This window comes from Brevibacterium sp. H602 (assembly GCF_051172395.1).
GTDB lineage: Bacteria > Actinomycetota > Actinomycetes > Actinomycetales > Brevibacteriaceae > Brevibacterium.
In genome coordinates, this window is record NZ_JBPIZD010000010.1 from 25,826 (window position 1) to 43,025 (window position 17,200).

General features: G+C 64.0%; 15 protein-coding genes. 2 read left to right on the forward strand and 13 right to left on the reverse strand.

Annotated features, from left to right (window positions below; translation table 11 throughout):
* Positions 1–723: a hypothetical protein gene (locus ACSBQT_RS09120; RefSeq protein ID WP_435001630.1), complete on the reverse strand. Its 723-nt coding sequence runs from the start codon at positions 721–723 to the stop codon at positions 1–3.
* Positions 724–840: 117 nt separating this feature from the next.
* Between ACSBQT_RS09120 and ACSBQT_RS09125 the strand changes: the two genes are divergently transcribed.
* Entirely contained in the window at positions 841–1,872 is a 1,032-nt protein-coding gene (locus ACSBQT_RS09125; RefSeq protein ID WP_410710683.1) for an A/G-specific adenine glycosylase, read from the forward strand.
* Positions 1,873–1,996: 124 nt separating this feature from the next.
* Here ACSBQT_RS09125 and ACSBQT_RS09130 read toward each other — a convergent pair whose 3' ends face one another.
* A complete protein-coding gene (locus tag ACSBQT_RS09130; protein ID WP_410710684.1) occupies positions 1,997–2,581 on the reverse strand; it encodes an amino-acid N-acetyltransferase in 585 nt (194 codons plus the stop codon).
* A 106-nt stretch (positions 2,582–2,687) separates the two neighbouring features.
* Positions 2,688–5,228: an ATP-dependent Clp protease ATP-binding subunit gene (locus ACSBQT_RS09135; protein WP_139468746.1), complete on the reverse strand. Its 2,541-nt coding sequence runs from the start codon at positions 5,226–5,228 to the stop codon at positions 2,688–2,690.
* A 150-nt stretch (positions 5,229–5,378) separates the two neighbouring features.
* Here ACSBQT_RS09135 and ACSBQT_RS09140 point away from each other — a divergent pair, with 150 nt between their 5' ends.
* Positions 5,379–6,269: a macrolide 2'-phosphotransferase gene (locus ACSBQT_RS09140; protein ID WP_410710685.1), complete on the forward strand. Its 891-nt coding sequence runs from the start codon at positions 5,379–5,381 to the stop codon at positions 6,267–6,269.
* Between the two features lie 294 nt (positions 6,270–6,563).
* On the opposite strand, the gene ACSBQT_RS09145 is transcribed toward ACSBQT_RS09140, so the two are convergent.
* The 10 genes from ACSBQT_RS09145 to ftsH all read right to left on the reverse strand — a co-directional run bounded on the left by ACSBQT_RS09145 (position 6,564) and on the right by ftsH (position 17,104).
* A complete protein-coding gene (locus ACSBQT_RS09145; protein ID WP_092015973.1) occupies positions 6,564–6,893 on the reverse strand; it encodes a histone-like nucleoid-structuring protein Lsr2 in 330 nt (109 codons plus the stop codon).
* Positions 6,894–7,111: 218 nt separating this feature from the next.
* A complete protein-coding gene (gene lysS / locus ACSBQT_RS09150; RefSeq protein ID WP_410710686.1) occupies positions 7,112–8,671 on the reverse strand; it encodes a lysine--tRNA ligase in 1,560 nt (519 codons plus the stop codon).
* A 44-nt stretch (positions 8,672–8,715) separates the two neighbouring features.
* A complete protein-coding gene (locus tag ACSBQT_RS09155) occupies positions 8,716–9,606 on the reverse strand; it encodes a Rossmann-like and DUF2520 domain-containing protein (RefSeq protein ID WP_410710687.1) in 891 nt (296 codons plus the stop codon).
* Positions 9,603–11,447, reverse strand: coding sequence for a PH domain-containing protein (locus ACSBQT_RS09160; RefSeq protein WP_435001631.1), 1,845 nt, complete (start codon positions 11,445–11,447; stop codon positions 9,603–9,605). The genes ACSBQT_RS09155 and ACSBQT_RS09160 overlap by 4 nt, the downstream gene beginning before the upstream one ends.
* 2 nt (positions 11,448–11,449) lie before the next feature.
* Positions 11,450–11,950, reverse strand: coding sequence for a PH domain-containing protein (locus ACSBQT_RS09165; protein WP_410710689.1), 501 nt, complete (start codon positions 11,948–11,950; stop codon positions 11,450–11,452).
* On the reverse strand, positions 11,947–12,408 hold the full coding sequence (locus ACSBQT_RS09170) for a DUF3180 domain-containing protein (RefSeq protein ID WP_410710690.1): 462 nt from the start codon (positions 12,406–12,408) through the stop codon (positions 11,947–11,949). Before ACSBQT_RS09170 ends, ACSBQT_RS09165 begins: the two co-directional genes overlap by 4 nt.
* 28 nt (positions 12,409–12,436) lie before the next feature.
* Complete coding sequence (gene folK / locus ACSBQT_RS09175) at positions 12,437–13,393, reverse strand: 2-amino-4-hydroxy-6-hydroxymethyldihydropteridine diphosphokinase (RefSeq protein ID WP_410710691.1); 957 nt, start codon at positions 13,391–13,393, stop codon at positions 12,437–12,439.
* Positions 13,390–14,271 (reverse strand): dihydropteroate synthase, encoded by an 882-nt coding sequence (folP, locus tag ACSBQT_RS09180; RefSeq protein WP_410710692.1) that lies wholly within the window; start codon positions 14,269–14,271, stop codon positions 13,390–13,392. Before folP ends, folK begins: the two co-directional genes overlap by 4 nt.
* A 23-nt stretch (positions 14,272–14,294) precedes the next feature.
* Positions 14,295–14,918, reverse strand: coding sequence for a GTP cyclohydrolase I FolE (gene folE, locus ACSBQT_RS09185; RefSeq protein WP_172173815.1), 624 nt, complete (start codon positions 14,916–14,918; stop codon positions 14,295–14,297).
* Positions 14,918–17,104 carry an ATP-dependent zinc metalloprotease FtsH gene (gene ftsH / locus ACSBQT_RS09190; RefSeq protein ID WP_410710693.1) on the reverse strand — a complete coding sequence of 729 codons (2,187 nt, stop codon included), beginning with the start codon at positions 17,102–17,104 and terminating at the stop codon, positions 14,918–14,920. The genes folE and ftsH overlap by 1 nt, the downstream gene beginning before the upstream one ends.
* Between the last annotated feature and the right edge of the window lie 96 nt (positions 17,105–17,200).

Consider the following 17,200-nt stretch of genomic DNA (forward strand, 5'->3'; position numbering starts at 1 on the left):
TCAGTCCTGCGGTTCCTCTGACTGCTTCTCATCCGAGGAGTCCTTCTCGCCGGATTCCTTTTCCGACTTCTTCTCCTCGTCGGCTTTCTTCTTCTCCTCCGCGGCCTTCTTCTCCTCGGCCTTTTCGGCGGCGCTCTTCTCGAGCGTGAACTTCGTCGGTTCGCTCTTCTTGTCATCGAGCTTCACAATGAGCTCATAGTCACCGGGGGCGAAGTCATCGTCTTCGCGGTTGCAGTTCTTGTCGACCTTGATCCGGTTCCACTTGAGCTTCGCGGTCTTCTCCGACTGCGGTGCGAACTCCGTGGAAGCTTCGGCATTCTCGTCTTTCGCCGCCGCGCAGTACTCCGACGACCACACGACGTCACCGTTCTTCTCGACGATGAATTCCTGCTTGTCGGTGCCGACTTCGATGAGGCAGGTGGCGGTGTGCCCGTTCTCGATGACCATGCCGAATTCGGGTTCTTTCCCGTCCTTCACCTTTTTCGGATCGACCTTCGCCTTCAGTGAGACCTTGTCCTCCGGGCACTTTCCGCTCGCTGCCTTCTTATCCGGCACGGGTGCCGCGGTCGTCGATTCGGCCGGGGTCGTCTCTTCGGCAGCGACCTTGTCCGATCCTTCGCTACGGCCGCCGATGGCTTTGACGATTCCGACGATTCCGAGGACGAGAAGCCCCAGGACGAGGAGGCTGGCCACAGCAAGCGTGATGCGGCGTCGACGGTACACGTGAGCAGGCAGCTTCCCGCTAGACTGGCGAGGCTGTCCGGCAGCTCTGTTCGGCTGCGAACCACGATTGGAAGGAGTCATCGCTTTGAGCCTAGGCCGAAGCGAATGAGCATCCAAATGACACACCGAGCCGGTCCCGAATCGAATCCCTCCGGGTCGACCTCCACCTTCCCCGAGGTGTCCGAACCTGTGCTCAGACGAGTCCAGGACACCATCATCGCCTGGTTCGAGGACACCGCCAGGGACCTGCCGTGGAGGCACCCGAAGACGAGTGCCTGGGCAATCCTCGTCAGTGAGATCATGTCCCAGCAGACCCCTGTCGCCCGAGTCGAACCGCGATGGCGTGCGTGGATGGACAAATGGCCGACACCAGCCGACCTCGCCGCCGCCCCGACCGCCGAAGTCCTCCACTCCTGGGATCGCTTGGGCTATCCGCGCAGAGCGCTGCGACTGCAGGAAGCCGCCGAAGTCATCGCCGCGGACCTGGACAACCGGGTTCCCGAAACCACCGAAGAGCTCGAACGACTGCCGGGCATCGGGTCCTATACCGCCGCCGCGGTCTCCTCCTTCGCTTTCGGTCGAAAGACGACCGTGCTCGACACGAACGTGCGTCGGGTCCTCATCCGCCTCTTCGCGGGCCGAGAACGCCCCACCACCTCACCCGGCCGGAAAGAGACCGCTTGGGCGGCGGCCCTCGTACCCGAGGATAAGCACGTTGAGTGGAACGCCGGAGTCATGGAATTCGGGGCTCTCGTCTGCACGGCACGCAATCCCGACTGTCCCGCCTGCCCGCTCCAGGACATCTGCACATGGAACCGATTGGGAAGACCCGCCTCGGCGACGAAACCGAAGACTCAGAAGTGGGCAGGCACCGATCGACAGCTGCGCGGTGCGATCATGGATGCCCTCAAGGCAGCGCACGTCGCCGGAGACGACCGACACGGTGTCCGGCTCGACGTCTTCACCGCTTCGGTGACCGACTTCGACCCGGTGCTTCTCGACTCACTGGCCGAATCGACGGCCACGGCGGTGGCGCGAGTGCGTGAACTCAGTGCGGACCCGGACAGGATCAGTCGGCTCATCTCCGACCTCGTCGACGACGGTCTGGCACAACAGGTCGATGGCCGATTGGCACTGCCGAACAGCTGAATCAGGACCCGAACGCGGCAAACGTCGCCACTGGACGGTGCGTGTGCGGCAGTCGCCTACACCGACCGGTGAGAGCGTGGCCAAGACCGACGCCCGCCTGTGACGGGCAGGATCAGGGTCTGGCTCAGAGGTATTTGATCATCCGTGAGTTGCCCAGGGTGTTCGGTTTGACCCTGGCCAGGTCGAGAAACTCTGCGACGCCCTCGTCGGTGGAGTGAAGCAGCTCGACGTAGACCTCGGGTGAGACGGGGATGCCCTTGATCGGTTCGAAGCCGAGCGAACCGAAGAAGCCGGTCTCGAAGGTCAGGCAGAACACCCGGTCGACTCCGATCTCACGGGCATCGGCGAGCAGCTGCCTGATGATCGCCTTGCCCACTCCCCTGCCGCGGTAGTCCGGTGACGTGGCGACCGTGCGCGCCTCGGCGAGATCCGCCCAGATGATGTGCAGGGCGCCGCAGCCGGCGAGGATCTCGGAACCATCGGGCTGTGGGTCGACGACCAGCCAGAACTCCTGCAGCGACTCGAAGTAGGTCACCGTGTCCTTGGCGAGCAGGATCCGCTCACCGGCCAGTGGGGCGACCAGGGCTTCGATGCCTTTGACGTCGCCGGTCCTCGCTCGTCGCAGGTACAGACCTCCGCGGAGTTCGTGCTTGGAATGGTGGTCCTCGGAGATCCGTCCGTGATCAAAGTCGCCTGCGTGTGAGCTCATACCGACATTCAACACCATCACCGGAGGCGAACACGAAAGAGTCCGGGGAGCCGGCTGCTGCCGACTACCCGGACTCTCACGCGTTATCCGAGAAGGTGATGAACGATCAGGCCGAGGTCTCCGAGGATCCGCTCGAACCTGACGAACCCAGACCTGCGAGTTCGCCTTCGTCATCCTCAGCGGGCTTCAGGCTCTCGGTCTCGATGCCTTCGAAGGTGAACTCAGCGTCCTTTCCTTCGCCCTTGACGTCGACCTTGATGGTCTGACCGCGGCCGATCTCCTTGAACAGGATCTTCTCCGACAGAGTGTCCTCGATCTCGAGCTGGATGGTCCGACGCAGCGGACGGGCACCCAGGACGGGATCGTAGCCGCGCTCGGCGAGCAGATCCTTCGCCTTGGCCGTGACGTCGACCTTCATGCCCTGATCGGCCAGACGGACGTCGAGACGCTCGAGGAAGAGATCGACGATCTTGATGATCTCGACCATGCTCAGCTGCGGGAACACGATCGTGTCATCGACACGGTTGAGGAACTCGGGACGGAAGTGCTGCTTGAGCTCTTCGTTGACCCGCTGCTTCATCCGGTCGTAGTTGGTCTTCGTGTCACCCTCGACTTGGAATCCGAGCTGGAGTCCGCTCGAGACATCACGCGTACCGAGGTTGGTTGTCATGATGATGATGGTGTTCTTGAAGTCCACCTCACGACCCTGCGAGTCGGTCAGTCGACCATCTTCGAGGATCTGCAGCAGCGAGTTGAAGATGTCCGAGTGGGCCTTCTCCACCTCGTCGAAGAGGACGACCGAGAACGGCTTCCGGCGGACCTTCTCCGTGAGCTGACCGCCCTCTTCGTATCCGACATATCCCGGAGGTGAACCGAACAGTCGCGAAACTGTGTGCTTCTCCGAGTATTCGGACATGTCGAGGCTGATGAGCGAGTCCTCATCGCCGAAGAGGAACTCCGAGAGAGCCTTGGCCAGCTCGGTCTTGCCGACGCCGGTGGGGCCGGCGAAGATGAACGAGCCGGAGGGGCGCTTCGGATCCTTCAGCCCGGCGCGGGTACGACGGATCGCCCGCGAGATCGCCTTGACCGCATCGTCCTGACCGATGACGCGCTTGTGCAGCTCGTCTTCCATCCGCAGCAGACGCGAGGACTCTTCCTCGGTGAGCTTGAAGATCGGAATGCCGGTGGCAGAGGCGAGCACTTCGGCGATGAGATCGGCGTCGACGACCTTCGAGGTGTCGGTGCCGGACTTGCGCCACGCCTCGGTCTGCTCTTCCTTCTCCTTCTGCAGCTTCATCTCGGAATCGCGTTCCGAGGCCGCCAGTTCGAAGTCCTGAGCATCGATGGCGGCTTCCTTGCGGTGGCGGGCCTCGAGGATCTTCTCCTCCAGGTCACGCACCTCCTGGGGAACCGACAGACGCGAGATGCGCAGCTTGGCACCGGCTTCGTCGATGAGGTCGATCGCCTTGTCCGGCAGGTACCGGTCATTGATGTAGCGATCGGACATGTTGACAGCCGCAGCCAGAGCTCCGTCGGTGACGGTGACCTTGTGGTGCGCTTCGTACTTGTCACGCAGACCCTTGAGGATCTCGATCGAATGCGCCAGCGACGGTTCGGGAACCTGGATCGGCTGGAACCGGCGCTCGAGAGCGGCATCCTTCTCGATGTGCTTGCGGTACTCGTCCAGCGTGGTCGCACCGATGGTCTGCAGCTCTCCGCGAGCCAGCATGGGCTTGAGGATCGAAGCGGCATCGATCGCACCTTCGGCGGCTCCGGCACCCACCAGGGTGTGGATCTCGTCGATGAAGAGGATGATGTCGCCGCGGGTGCGGATCTCCTTGAGCACCTTCTTCAGACGTTCCTCGAAGTCACCGCGGTAGCGGGAGCCCGCGACCAGCGAACCGAGGTCGAGTGTGTAGAGCTGCTTGTCGGCGAGGATCTCGGGGACATCGCCGTTGACGATGGCCTGTGCGAGTCCCTCGACGACAGCCGTCTTGCCGACACCGGGTTCGCCGATGAGGACCGGGTTGTTCTTCGTCCGGCGCGAGAGGATCTGCATCACGCGCTGCATCTGCTCGTGCCGGCCGATGACCGGGTCGAGCTTGGCCTCACGGGCCGCAGCGGTGAGGTTGGTGCCGAACTGGTCGAGCACGAGCGACCCCGAGGGAGTTCCCTCTTCGCGGCCGCCGGCGGACACGGGTTCCTTGCCCTGGTAGCCCGACAGCAGCTTGATGACTTCCTGGCGGACGCGTCCGAGGTCCGCGCCGAGCTTGACGAGCACCTGCGCAGCAACGCCTTCGCCCTCACGGATGAGGCCGAGCAGAATGTGCTCGGTGCCGATGTAGCTGTGACCCAGCTGCAGTGCTTCACGGAGGCTGAGCTCGAGGACCTTCTTCGCCCGCGGGGTGAAGGGGATATGGCCGCTCGGAGCCTGCTGTCCCTGACCGATGATCTCCTGGACCTGGTCGCGCACCTGCTCGAGGGAGATGTCCATGCCCTCGAGTGCCTTCGCTGCCAGACCTTCACCCTCATGGATGAGGCCGAGCAGAATGTGCTCGGTGCCGATGTAGTTGTGTTTGAGAAGTTTCGCTTCTTCCTGCGCGAGCACCACGACGCGTCGTGCTCGGTCGGTGAACCGCTCGAACATATTCATCCTCCTCGGTCTTCTGATTCTTCTGAGCCTAACCACCACGACCGCGGTTCTATTGCAGTTTTCGCCATCAGCCGAAACCGTTTGGCTGTGGGCGAAATTCTCTAGACTCGAGACCCACACAGCAACGTCAGAGAGGATGCAGACATGCCCACCGATCCCACGATCATCCGGGACCTGGCCCGGGCCCACGGTCTCGACATCATCACCGATTCCATCGTCATCAACGAGCTCGGCCTCGACTTCCAGGTCGCCATCGCCGAGGCGGTCGACGGTCGATCCTGGGTGCTCCGGATACCCCGACGTCCGGATGTCTCCGCCCGAGCCGCCGTCGAGGGCCGGTTCCTGGGCGCCGTCGCACCGCATCTGAGCGTCGCGGTCCCCGATTGGCAGATCCACTCGAATGACCTCATCGCCTACCCGCTGCTGCCGGGTACACCCGGACTGACGATCGATGACAGTGGTCAGCCGCAGTGGCATTTCGATGTCGAATCCCCCGAGTATGCCGCATCTCTGGGATCGGTCCTCGCCGAACTTCACACCGTCGACCCGGCTGTCGTTCGGGACACGGGCATTCCGGAGTTCTCCCCCACGCAGATCCGACGGCGCAAGCGCGAAGACATCGAGCACGTCGCCGCCGAGTTCGAGGTGGCGCCGTCTCTGCTCCGGCGGTGGACCGCATGGCTCGACGATGACAGCTATTGGCCGTCGTTCTCAACCGTGACTCATGGCGAGGTGTATCCGGCGCATCAGCTCATGGACGGACCCGTCAATCTGAGCATCCTCGACTGGACGACCGCTGCAATCGGCGATCCGGCCAGAGATTTCATGTTCCACCACGCCAGCGTCTCGGCCTCAGCGTTCGAGAACACGACAGCGCGATACGTGGAAGCCGGCGGTCGGATCTGGCCCCGGTTCGCCGAGCACTGCGGCGAGCTCTACTCGACTTCGCCCGTCGAATTGGGGCTGTACGCTCTGCAGACCGGAGTCCCGGAGCATATGAGTGCGGCACGAATTCAGTTGAACCCGCAGATCTGAACCGACTTCAATTGCCGTGCGATGAGCACAGGCATTTCATCGGCCACAGTGCAGGTTCCCTTGATTCGTGAGCCACTTCATCGAATCATTTGGCTGCGCCATCGTTCGATATGATTTTCAACTACTCTCCACCTGGCAATTGTCTGTGATGTTTCATCACTGTTGTGTTGCCGCATCGCCGGAAGAGGGCAATTGATATTACCGAGGCCGAGCGCAAAAAGTCCGAGGGGCCAGCGAATCAATTCGCTGGCCCCTCGGACCTAATCGGAAGTTATCGGCTTTCGAATGAGCCTCTTACTTCTCCGCTGCTTCGTATGCTTCGACGATCTCCAGCGGGATCCGTCCACGATCACCGAGCTGGTACCCGTTGTTCTGAGCCCACTCGCGGATCTTCGCCGTGTCCCGCTTGGGGCCCGACGAACCCGCACGGCGGCCACGGCCACCGGTGTTGGCTACACGACGTGCTTTGGCGATGAATGGGGCGAACGTCTCACGGAGCTTGTCTGCATTCTCGGTTGAGAGCTCGAGTTCGTACGTTGCCTGGTCGAGGCTGAAACGAACGGTTTCCGCCGCTTCGCTTCCGTCGAAATCATCCGTGAGAACGAGGCGCATTTCCCTTGCCATGTTCACTCTTTTCGTAATCAGAGGATTTTGTCGCTGTCATCTTAACATCCGTTCGGGGATTATCGTCGACTTCGCTAACTTCAATCTCTGAATAGTATTTATCTACCTGTTCGCGTTCATTGCGATCTGCGCGGACGATATTCCGGAACACATACCAGAACAGCAATCCCACACAGATCGACGGGAGCAGTGCTTTGAGGATATCCAACATAATCAGATCAGCCCTCCTGAGCCGAGTCCTCCTGCGAAGAAGCCAACGGCTTGGTGAATGGGAACAGAATGGTTTCACGAATTCCCAAACCGGTCAGCGCCATGAGCAGACGGTCGAGTCCCATGCCCATTCCGCCGGTCGGCGGCATTCCGTGCTCCATCGCCATGAGGAAGTCCTCGTCGAGGCCCATCGCCTCGTCGTCACCGCGAGCGGCGTCCGCGGCCTGAGCCTCGAAACGCTGACGCTGGATGATCGGGTCGACGAGCTCCGAGTAGCCGGTGGCCAGCTCGAAGCCGCGCACGTACAGATCCCACTTCTCCACGACGCCCTTCTTCGTCCGGTGCTCACGCACCAGCGGTGAGGTGTCGACCGGGAAGTCGGTGACGAAGGTCGGAGCCCACAGCTTGTCCTGGTAGAAGTGCTCCCACAGCTCTTCGACGTACTTTCCGTGTGAGCGGAAGACTCCGCCCATGTCGACGCCGTTGTCGGCGGCGATCTTGTCGAGGACGTCCAGCCCGGTCTCCGGGGTCACCTCGACGCCGGACAGCTCGGACAGGGAGTCGTACATGCTCACGACCGGCCAGTCTCCGCCGAAGTCGTAATCCGTGCCGTCGTCGAGAGTCACGACGAGCGATCCGGTGGCCTCCTGGGCGGCATTCTGGATGAGGGTCTTCGTGAGATCGGCGATCGAATGGTAATCGCCGAAGGACTGGTAGGCCTCGAGCATCGCGAATTCCGGGGAGTGAGTGGAGTCAGCGCCCTCGTTGCGGAAGTTGCGATTGATCTCGAAGACGTTCTCGATTCCGCCGACGATCGCCCGCTTGAGGAACAGCTCCGGGGCGATGCGCAGGTACATGTCGATGTCGTAGGCGTTCATATGCGTCTTGAACGGGCGCGCCGAGGCACCGCCGTGCATGGTCTGCAGCATCGGCGTCTCGATCTCGACGAAGTCCTGGTCCGCGAACGTCTTCCGCAGCGACGACATCACCTTGGCGCGGGTGAGCATCGTCTCCCGAGCCTGCTCGCGGGTGATGAGGTCGAGGTAGCGCTGGCGGACGCGGGTGTCCTCGGCGAGTTCGGTGTGCAGTCCGGGCAGCGGACGGAGGGCCTTCGACGCCATGGTCCAGGAGTCCGCGAGGACGGAGAGCTCACCGCGCTTGGACTTAATGACCTTGCCGTGCAGGAACAGGAAGTCACCGAGGTCGACGTCGGTCTTGAAGTCATCCAGACGCTCCTGGCCGACTTCGCGCAGCGAGAGCATACCCTGCAGACGGGTGCCGTCACCGGACTGCAGTGTGACGAAGCAGAGTTTGCCGGTGGTGCGGACGAAGACAACGCGGCCGATGACGCCGACGATGGCCTCGGTCTCCTCCCCCGCCTCGAGTCCGTCGTGGGCGGCGTGGACCTCGGCGAGGCTGTGGGTGCGGGGCACCGTCACCGGGTAGGCATCGGTTCCGTCGTCGAGGAGACGCTGGCGCTTGTCCTTTCGAATCCGGATCTGTTCCGGATCGAGGTGTTCGGGTGAAAGGTCTGCGTTCTCAGGTGTCTTCGAGTCGGTATTCGCCATGCATCAAGGCTACCGTGGACGGGCCGTACGGGGGAATTCGGCGGTCAGTCCAGAGCGCTCAGAATCTGCTGTGCCTGGGCCTCTGTGATGCGTCCCATCGCCAGCGCTTTCGCGGCCGTCGATCGGGCGAGTGCGATGTAGCTGTTGCGCACGGTCGGGTTCGATCGGCTGAGGCTGAACTCGCTCAGTGCCGCCAGGTGGGCTTCGACGGTTCCGACGTCACCACGGCTGATCGGACCGGTCAGTGCCTTCGGCCCGTTCTGCATGGTGTTGGCGACGCTGGCGTCGACGAGGGTGTGGAGGACGGCCGACGGATCGGCGACCCCTGCCTCGGTGAGCAGCTCCATGGCCTCGGCGAGGATCGTGATCGAATGGTTCGACGCGTGGGTGATGGCCGCGTGGTAGAGGGAACGGTCCGCCTCGGCGATGTCGATCGGTTCGGCACCGAGTTCGACGACGAGGGCCTCGCCAACCGGACGGATCGGCGCGGGCGCGGTGACCGCGATCGTCGCCTGCCGCAGACGGCTGAGATCGACATCTGTGCCGGTGAATGTCAGGGATGGGTGCAGAGCGATGGGCAGAGCGCCGAGGCGGGTCCCGGCGTCGAGGGCGTCCGTTCCGTATCGGCCGGAGCAATGTACGAGGATCTGCCCGGCGTGGATGTGGCCGAGGTCGGCCAGGCCCGTGACCAAGGGAGCGATCTCGTCGTCGGGGACGGCGATGAGCACGAGTTCGGCGCGTTCGGTGATCGCGTCGGGGTCGAGGATCGGCACTCCGGGCAGCATGTCCTCCGCGCGTTCGAGGCTGGCCGTCGAGGTGGCGCTGACTCCGATGATCGCGTGACCGGCCTGCCGCCAGGCCGCTCCGATGCTGGCTCCGACTCGACCGCAGCCGATGATTCCGATGCCCAGCCGTGGTGCGTCATCCTGGCTCATCCTTCGTCTTCCTCGTGGGTCTCGATGGGGCCGGTGCGTGCCGTCTTCGCGGCGGCGTCGAAGCGTTGGCGGGCGATCCGAGTGCGTTCGGCATGTTCGGTGAAGAAGCGTTTGGCAGCTTCGGCGTCCTGATGCTTCACGAGCGGGGTGATGGGTCCGGCGGTCGAGTGCACGGCCACGGTGCCCAGATTCAGCGACCTCATCAGCGGTCCTTGGTAGTAGCGCAGGGACTGGACCCTGACGTGGGGCACGAAGTCGACCCGGCGATCGAGGACTCCCAGGCGCAGCACGAGCAGGGACTCGGTGAGGGCATAGGCCCGTCGTTTCCAGACGAGGGGATCGAGGATCCGTGAGGAGCGCGGCTGCGTGTGGAACAGCTCCTCGGCCGCCGCTGCATCGGGGTGTGTGGATTTCCTGTCGTACATGGCCGACCGGACGAGGCCGTCGGCCGAGATGCCTTCGGGCAGCTGTGGGTCGGGCAGGGCGAGACCCACCATGAGCAGGGCCTGGTCGATATCGCCGACCGGCAGGAGCAGATTCTCGTCGTTCTTTCCACCGTCGCTGGCGATGTTGTATTCGGCTCTCCACCAGCCGGCCCAGCGCCACAGCAGCGGCTGGTGGAGGCAGACGGCCTGGAGCCGGTCGAGCGGGATGACTTTGCGGGACGTGGAGAAGAGTCCGTGGCTGACGGCCAGACCGTCTTCGCTGATGCGGACGACGAAGTTGGCATTGTCGAGGTTCTTCTTGAACGCGGTGAATGCGGCGAAGATGCCGGGCAGTCCACCGATGAGGATCGGGAGGAAGGCCTCTTCGACTCCGACGAGCAGGAACACGACGGCAATGACGACGAGGGCGATGATCACGCCGACGGAGATCAATGTTCCCGTGCTGAGCAGGGAGGACACGATGACCCGGTGAGCGGGCACACGGATGATCTCTCCCTCTTCGCCGACATCGGCCGAGAGGTTGTACGGGGCCAGCAGGTCGTTGAGGCTCCGTTCCGCTTCGTGGGAGACGTCGTCGGCCAGGACGCCCAGACGCTTGCTCAGTCGCACTCCGATGCTGTCGGCGCTGCGTTCGGGCACCGAGCGGTCGATGCCCGGCTGTGCTCCGTCCGCACCTGGGTCCAGACTGCCGTGGTCACCGGCATCAAAGCGTGCTGCACCGGCTCCTGCCGCACCATCTGTTCCTGCATGGGGCTCGGTTCCATCGTGCTCGGCTGCGGCTCCGGACACTGCATCGGCAGATGTCGCAGACGTCGCAGATGCGTTCTTCTTCGCTTTCACCGCTGCGAGAAGTTCATCGCGCAGCTCTTCGGCGCGCTTCTTCGACAGGTACTTCAGAGAGATGTTCGAGTCAGTGCCGCCGGCGACATCGAAGACGAGTTCGGCCATGCCGAGCATGCGCGGCAGCAGCTTCTGCTGCAGATCGATCGACTGGACGCGGTCGAGTCGGGCCTTGCGCAGCTTCTTCGACAGCAGTCCCCGACGGTAGTAGATCGCCTCGGCGTCGACCCGATATCCCATGACTCGCCACGCCAGCCAGCTGAAGAAGGCGGTGAGGACCAGGATCAGGATGATTCCACCGACGACGGCGAGGATCACGAGCGGGTGGGCGCCCAGCCATTCGGCGAAGGTGAAGTTGACGGAACGGCCGGAGGCCAGGTCTTCGACTGCGCTCTGGAAGAAGTTCTGCAGACCGTAGGCTGCGGCGATGAAGATACCGACGAGGACACCGAGGCTCTCGAGGATCGGCGTCAGCGGATGGACGCGGTGCCAGACCTCCGGTGCGGCCGCCTCGGTCCCGGGGTTCGGAGAGTTGGGCGAGGTTTCGTCGCTCATGGTCACAGCCCGGCGAGATTGGCCTGGCCGAGTCCGGCGAGGCTGTCGCGCAGGCGATCGGCTTCGGCGCGGGGCAGACCGGGGATCGTCGCGTCGGTGGCTGCCGACGCAGTGTGCAGTTTGACGGTGGCCAGACCGAACATGCGGTCGATGGGGCCTGCGTCGACGTCGACGAATTGGAGTCGGCCGTAGGGCACGACGGTGGCGCGGTGGAACATGATGCCGCGGCGGACGAGCAGGTCGTCCTCCCGTTCGGCATAGCCGATGGCGCGAGCCTGGCGGAGGATGATGATCGTCGAGATGATGCCGTAGACCGCAACGGCGATCCAGATGAGGTGCAGCCAGGGCACCTCGGAGTTGAAGATGATTGCGAAGACCAGTCCGGCGATGAGCATCGGGACGAGCAGCGTCATTGAGGCGAGGACCTCTTTCAGCCCGTATTTCGGACTCACCCGGTTGAAGGGCACATCGGCTCCGATGGAGAAGGAGAGGTCGCGGTTCATGCTGTTTCAGCTCCAGGCGGGTCTTGGGGTGGGATCTCGCAGAATCCCTCGACGATCATACCGACGATCATGAGCACGGCGGCAGAGATCATTGCGACAAGCATACCTGCGGCCAGGTCGTTCCGGATTCCCGGAGTCGACAGGAAGTAGTACCCTGCGTTGCCGAGATACCAACCGGAGAGTCCGGCCCCGGTCAGGGCACTGGCCTTGGCCATGATCGCCACTCTCGCCGCTTGGATCGGGTCGATCTCCTTCGTCCGGTCCCCGTCGTTCCATTTCTTGATGGGCCAGCCGAGCAGGAACAGGATGGCTGCGAGAACGAGCATGCCGATGACGGCGAACCACGGCAGTCCCGGCAGTGAGAACCCCTGGCTTTCGAGCACCACGTCGACCACGATCGCGAGAATCGTGCCGATGACGGCCCAGACGGCGAGGGTGGACGAGGAGGTTCTCTGCATGGTTCCCAGTCTCTCAGATCGCGGGCGGTTATCCAGAGGTGATCCGGGCGATGTCCTGGTCGTCGAGTTCACCCAGAACCGCGCTGATGGGCCGTCGGCCCTGCGGGGTGTCGATGAGTGTGTCTCCGGCGAGTTCCGCCCATGGAGCGAGGACGAAGGCGCGTTCGTGGGCGCGTGGGTGCGGCAGCGTCAGTCGCGGGCTCCGGCGGTACTGCTCGGCGTCCTCGCTGCCGAAGCGGATGAGGTCGATGTCGAGGGTGCGCGGTCCCCACCTGAGTTCGCGTGTCCGCCCGCAGGCGACTTCGATGCCCTGTGCCACCGAGAGCAGTTCGAGAGCCGACAGCGTGGTCGTCACGAGCACTCCGAGGTTGAGGAAGTCGGCCTGTTCGACTCCGCCCCAGGGTGCGGTGCGGAAGAGTGAGGACCGGCGGGTGACGGTGATGTCCGGATGCCGGTCGAGGGCGGCCACCGCCTGGTCGAGGGTGTCCGCGGCATCGCCGAGGTTCGCCCCGAGATTGAGATACGCTTCGGTTTCGTCCTCGGCTGTGCCGCCTGAAGCGGGCGCGGCGTCTGCGTCCGTTGCGGGCTCCCCCACCGAGGCGCCGGCAGAGTCGGCGCGGCTGCGTTCAACGCGGATGCGCACATCGTCGAAGGCTCGTTGGATCGGTGCCGAGGGTTTGTGGACGACGACTTCGACGTGCTCGCACAGGCTCAGGCAGTGGTCGGCGATGCGTTCGGCCAGCGTTTCGATGAGGTCGAAGGTGTTGTTCTCGACGATTCCGGCGACGTCTTCGGCGAGTTCGCCGTAGTGGATCGTCTCGGCGAGGTCGTCGGTGGCCGCGGCGCGTGCGACGGTGGTGTGCAGAGTGACGTCGATGACGAAGTCCTGGCCCTCGCGCTTCTCGAAGTCGAAGACGCCGTGGTTGCCATGCACCGTCAGTCCGCGCAGCTCGATGCGGTCGGGAGTCGCCTCGGTGCCGGTCATCGCCCGGCTCCGTCGATCCCGGAGTCCGCTACGGGGTCTGCCGCCGCTGCGGAGTGTTCCCTGACCGCGGCGATGACCTTGCAGGCGACCGCCGAGGTGGCCGGATCGTGGACGCGGACCGCCCAGGCACCGGCCTGTGCAGAGATCGCGGAGATCGTGGCCGTGGCCTGATCCTTCGCCGCCTGTTCGGCCTGTTTCGGGTCGTCGGGGCTGAGCAGGGAGGCGATGAAGCGCTTCCGGCTGGCGGCGACGAGGAGTCGGTGGTCGAGCGCGGCGAATTCGTCGAGCGCGGAGAGCAGCTGCCAGTTGTGTTCGGCATTCTTCGAGAACCCGAGGCCGGGGTCGACGATGATGTTCGCAGGCTTCACGCCGACGTCGATGGCTTCGTCGATGCGGGTGCGCAGTTCGGAGATCACCTCGGCGACGACATCGTCGTAGTGGAACGTCGCCGAAGCCTGATCGAGGTAGCCGCGCCAGTGCATGAGCACGATGGGAGCTCCGGACTCGGCGGCGACGCTGAGCATGGTGGGATCCGACTGTCCGGCGGAGACGTCGTTGATGATGTGCGCCCCGGCTGCCAGGGATTCCGCGGCGACACGGGCACGCATCGTGTCGACGCTGATGACGGCTCCGGCCGCAGCGAGCTCACGGACGACCGGAACGACTCGACGCAGCTCTTCGGATTCGTCGACGCGGGCCGATCCCGGACGCGTCGATTCGCCTCCGACGTCGATGATGTCGGCGCCGTTGGCCATGAGTTCGAGTCCGTGGGCGACGGCCCGGTCATGGTCGAACCACAGTCCGCCGTCGGAGAAGGAGTCTGGGGTGACGTTGAGGACGCCCATGATCTGCGTCGTCTTCGCGGCTGTTTCGTCCATCGCTGTGTGATCCGTGTTCTGCCTCAGCGACCGAGGATGAGACTCATCGCTTCTGCTCGGGAGGCGCTTTCGCGCAGCTGCCCGCGCACGGCCGAGGTGATCGTCGAAGCGCCGGGCTTGCGGACGCCGCGCATGGTCATGCACAGGTGTTCGGCTTCGACGACGACGATGACGCCCTGCGGTTCGAGATGATCGACGAGCGCGTCGGCGATCTGCGAGGTCAGGCGTTCCTGCACCTGGGGGCGCCGCGCATAGATCTCGACGAGGCGAGCCAGCTTCGACAGTCCCGTGACCTTGCCGTTCTTGCTCGGGATGTAGCCGATGTGGGCGACTCCGTGGAAGGGCACGAGGTGGTGTTCGCAGGTCGAGTAGAGGTCGATATCGCGGACGAGGACGAGTTCCTCGTGGCTGATGTCGAAGGTGACGCCGAGGACTTCGGCCGGGTCGCGGTGGAGTCCCGCGAAGATCTCCTCGTAGGCTCGAGCCACTCGGCCGGGAGTCTCGACCAGACCTTCCCGGTCGGGGTCTTCGCCGACGGCGATGAGGATCTCACGCACGGCAGCGGCGATGCGCTCCTGGTCGACCTTGTTGTCCTGCCCTGCGGGGGCGGGGCCGAGACCGGCGGAGACCTCTTCGATATCGGCCATCAGTCGTTGTTCCCTCTGTCTTCGTTCGTGTCATTCGTCGCCGGTCCCCCGGTTCCCGGACCGCTCGTGCCGGGTCCTCCGGTCGGTCCCCCTGTGGGGCCTCCCGTCGGGCCGGTCGGGCCGTTCGGGTTCTCGGGCCCCGGCGGGTTGTGCGGGACGTGGGGTCCGCTGACGCCCGTGGGTCCGGCGCCGGGGATGTCGGTGGTGTCCACCTCGGCGCCGGTCGATCCTTCACCGTCGCTGCGTTCGCTCTGCGGTGCGGGCGGAACGATGGGGCCGCGTTCGGACACGGGACGATCGTCGTGGGCCAGCCACACTTCGCGGGTGGCGCGTTTGACGACGGGGGCGAAGATCTCTTCGAGGGCGGACTGGTCCAGCGTTTCGCGTTCGAGCAGCTGGTAGGCGAGGTTGTCGAGCACATCGCGGTTGTGCGTCAGCGCCCAGTAGGCGTCGGCGTGCGCGGAGTCGATGAGACCACGGACTTCGCGATCGATCGAGGACAGGGTCGAATCCCCGTATTCGTCGCCGCCGCCGTAACCGCGTCCGGCGAAGGGTTCGGACTGGTCGTCGCCGATCTTGACCATGCCCAGCTTCTCGCTCATTCCGAACTGGGTGACCATCTTGCGGGCGATGTTCGTCGCCTTCTCGATGTCATTGCTGGCGCCGGTGGTCGGGTCGTGGAAGACGATCTCCTCGGCCACGCGCCCGCCCATGGCGTAGGCGAGCTGGTCGAGCAGCTCGTTGCGGGTCGTCGAGTACTTGTCCTCGCTGGGCAGCACCATCGTGTAGCCGAGTGCGCGGCCGCGCGGGAGGATCGTCACCTTCGTCACCGGGTCTGTCTGGTTCATGGCCGCGGCGACCAGTGCGTGCCCGCCCTCGTGGTAGGCGGTGACGAGGCGTTCCTTGTCGTTCATCAGTCGGGTCCGCTTCTGCGGGCCGGCGATGACACGATCGATGGCCTCATCGAGGATCCGGTTGTCGATGACCTTCGCATTCTCACGGGCGGTGAGCAGGGCCGCCTCGTTGAGGACATTGGCCAGGTCCGCACCGGAGAATCCGGGGGTCCGCTTCGCCACCTGCCCGAGGTCGACCTCGTCGGCCAGCGGCTTGTCGGCGGCGTGGACCTCGAGGATGTGCTTGCGACCCTTCATATCAGGGGCTTCGACGGGGATCTGCCGGTCGAAGCGACCGGGGCGCAGCAGCGCCGGATCGAGGACATCGGGACGGTTGGTTGCCGCGATGAGGATAACGTTCGTCTTGACGTCGAATCCGTCCATCTCGACGAGCAGCTGGTTGAGCGTCTGTTCGCGCTCGTCATGTCCGCCGCCCATTCCGGCGCCGCGCTGGCGCCCGACGGCGTCGATCTCGTCGATGAAGATGATGCAGGGGGCATTCGACTTCGCCTGTTCAAACAGGTCACGCACTCGGGAGGCACCGACGCCGACGTACATCTCGACGAAGTCGGAACCGGAGATCGAGTAGAACGGAACTCCGGCCTCACCGGCGACGGCTTTGGCCAGCAGGGTCTTGCCCGTACCGGGCTGACCGTAGAGGAGCACGCCCTTGGGGATCTTCGCTCCCACGGCCTTGAACTTCTCCGGCTCGGCGAGGAACTCCTTGATCTCTTCGAGCTCTTCGAGGGCCTCGTCGACTCCGGCGACGTCCTTGAAGGTGACGTCCGGGTTCTCCTTGTTGACGAGCTTCGCCTTCGACTTGCCGAAGTTCATCATCTTCCCGCCCGACATCTGCGAGATGAGGAACCAGAAGACGACGAAGATGATGACGAACGGGATGAGCGTGCCCAGCAGCGACATCAGCCAGCTCTGCTTGGGTACCTCATCGGTGAAGCCCTTGTCCGGGCCGGCGGAGTCGACGGCCTTGACGACCTGCTCGCCGCGCTGTTCGACGTAGAAGAACTGGACCTTTTTGCCGAAGTCCTTGCCGTCGACCTTGTAGTCGTCCTTGAGAGTGAGGTCGACGCGCTGGTCCTTGTCGACGATCTTGGCCTGTTCGACCTTGTCGTCCTCCAGCAGCTGCAGACCCTGTTCGGTGTCGATTTGGCTGAACCCGGACTGGCTGAACAGCAGAGCACCGATCGATACGACGAGCAGCGCCAGGACGATCCAGACCAATGGGCCCTTCGTCGCCTTGTTCAGCAGGGGGCGACGTTTGTTCGACTCGGCCATAAGTCCTCTCAGGAAAAAGATGTGGGCAACCGTTTCAGGCTACCGAGGCTGCCTGGGAACATCCCCCACAGCCTAATACTTCGCACCCCTATAGCC

Excerpts from the sequence above, each read along its gene's own strand:
- ACSBQT_RS09160 (WP_435001631.1), bottom strand. The coding sequence starts at position 11,447 with ATGAGCGACGAAACCTCGCCCAACTCTCCGAACCCCGGGACCGAGGCG.
- ftsH (WP_410710693.1), bottom strand. The coding sequence starts at position 17,104 with ATGGCCGAGTCGAACAAACGTCGCCCCCTGCTGAACAAGGCGACGAAG.
- folP (WP_410710692.1), bottom strand. The coding sequence starts at position 14,271 with ATGGACGAAACAGCCGCGAAGACGACGCAGATCATGGGCGTCCTCAAC.
- folK (WP_410710691.1), bottom strand. The coding sequence starts at position 13,393 with ATGACCGGCACCGAGGCGACTCCCGACCGCATCGAGCTGCGCGGACTG.
- ACSBQT_RS09170 (WP_410710690.1), bottom strand. The coding sequence starts at position 12,408 with ATGCAGAGAACCTCCTCGTCCACCCTCGCCGTCTGGGCCGTCATCGGC.
- ACSBQT_RS09155 (WP_410710687.1), bottom strand. The coding sequence starts at position 9,606 with ATGAGCCAGGATGACGCACCACGGCTGGGCATCGGAATCATCGGCTGC.
- ACSBQT_RS09140 (WP_410710685.1), top strand. The coding sequence starts at position 5,379 with ATGCCCACCGATCCCACGATCATCCGGGACCTGGCCCGGGCCCACGGT.
- ACSBQT_RS09165 (WP_410710689.1), bottom strand. The coding sequence starts at position 11,950 with ATGAACCGCGACCTCTCCTTCTCCATCGGAGCCGATGTGCCCTTCAAC.
- folE (WP_172173815.1), bottom strand. The coding sequence starts at position 14,918 with ATGGCCGATATCGAAGAGGTCTCCGCCGGTCTCGGCCCCGCCCCCGCA.
- ACSBQT_RS09125 (WP_410710683.1), top strand. The coding sequence starts at position 841 with ATGACACACCGAGCCGGTCCCGAATCGAATCCCTCCGGGTCGACCTCC.
- ACSBQT_RS09135 (WP_139468746.1), bottom strand. The coding sequence starts at position 5,228 with ATGTTCGAGCGGTTCACCGACCGAGCACGACGCGTCGTGGTGCTCGCG.
- ACSBQT_RS09130 (WP_410710684.1), bottom strand. The coding sequence starts at position 2,581 with ATGAGCTCACACGCAGGCGACTTTGATCACGGACGGATCTCCGAGGAC.
- lysS (WP_410710686.1), bottom strand. The coding sequence starts at position 8,671 with ATGGCGAATACCGACTCGAAGACACCTGAGAACGCAGACCTTTCACCC.
- ACSBQT_RS09145 (WP_092015973.1), bottom strand. The coding sequence starts at position 6,893 with ATGGCAAGGGAAATGCGCCTCGTTCTCACGGATGATTTCGACGGAAGC.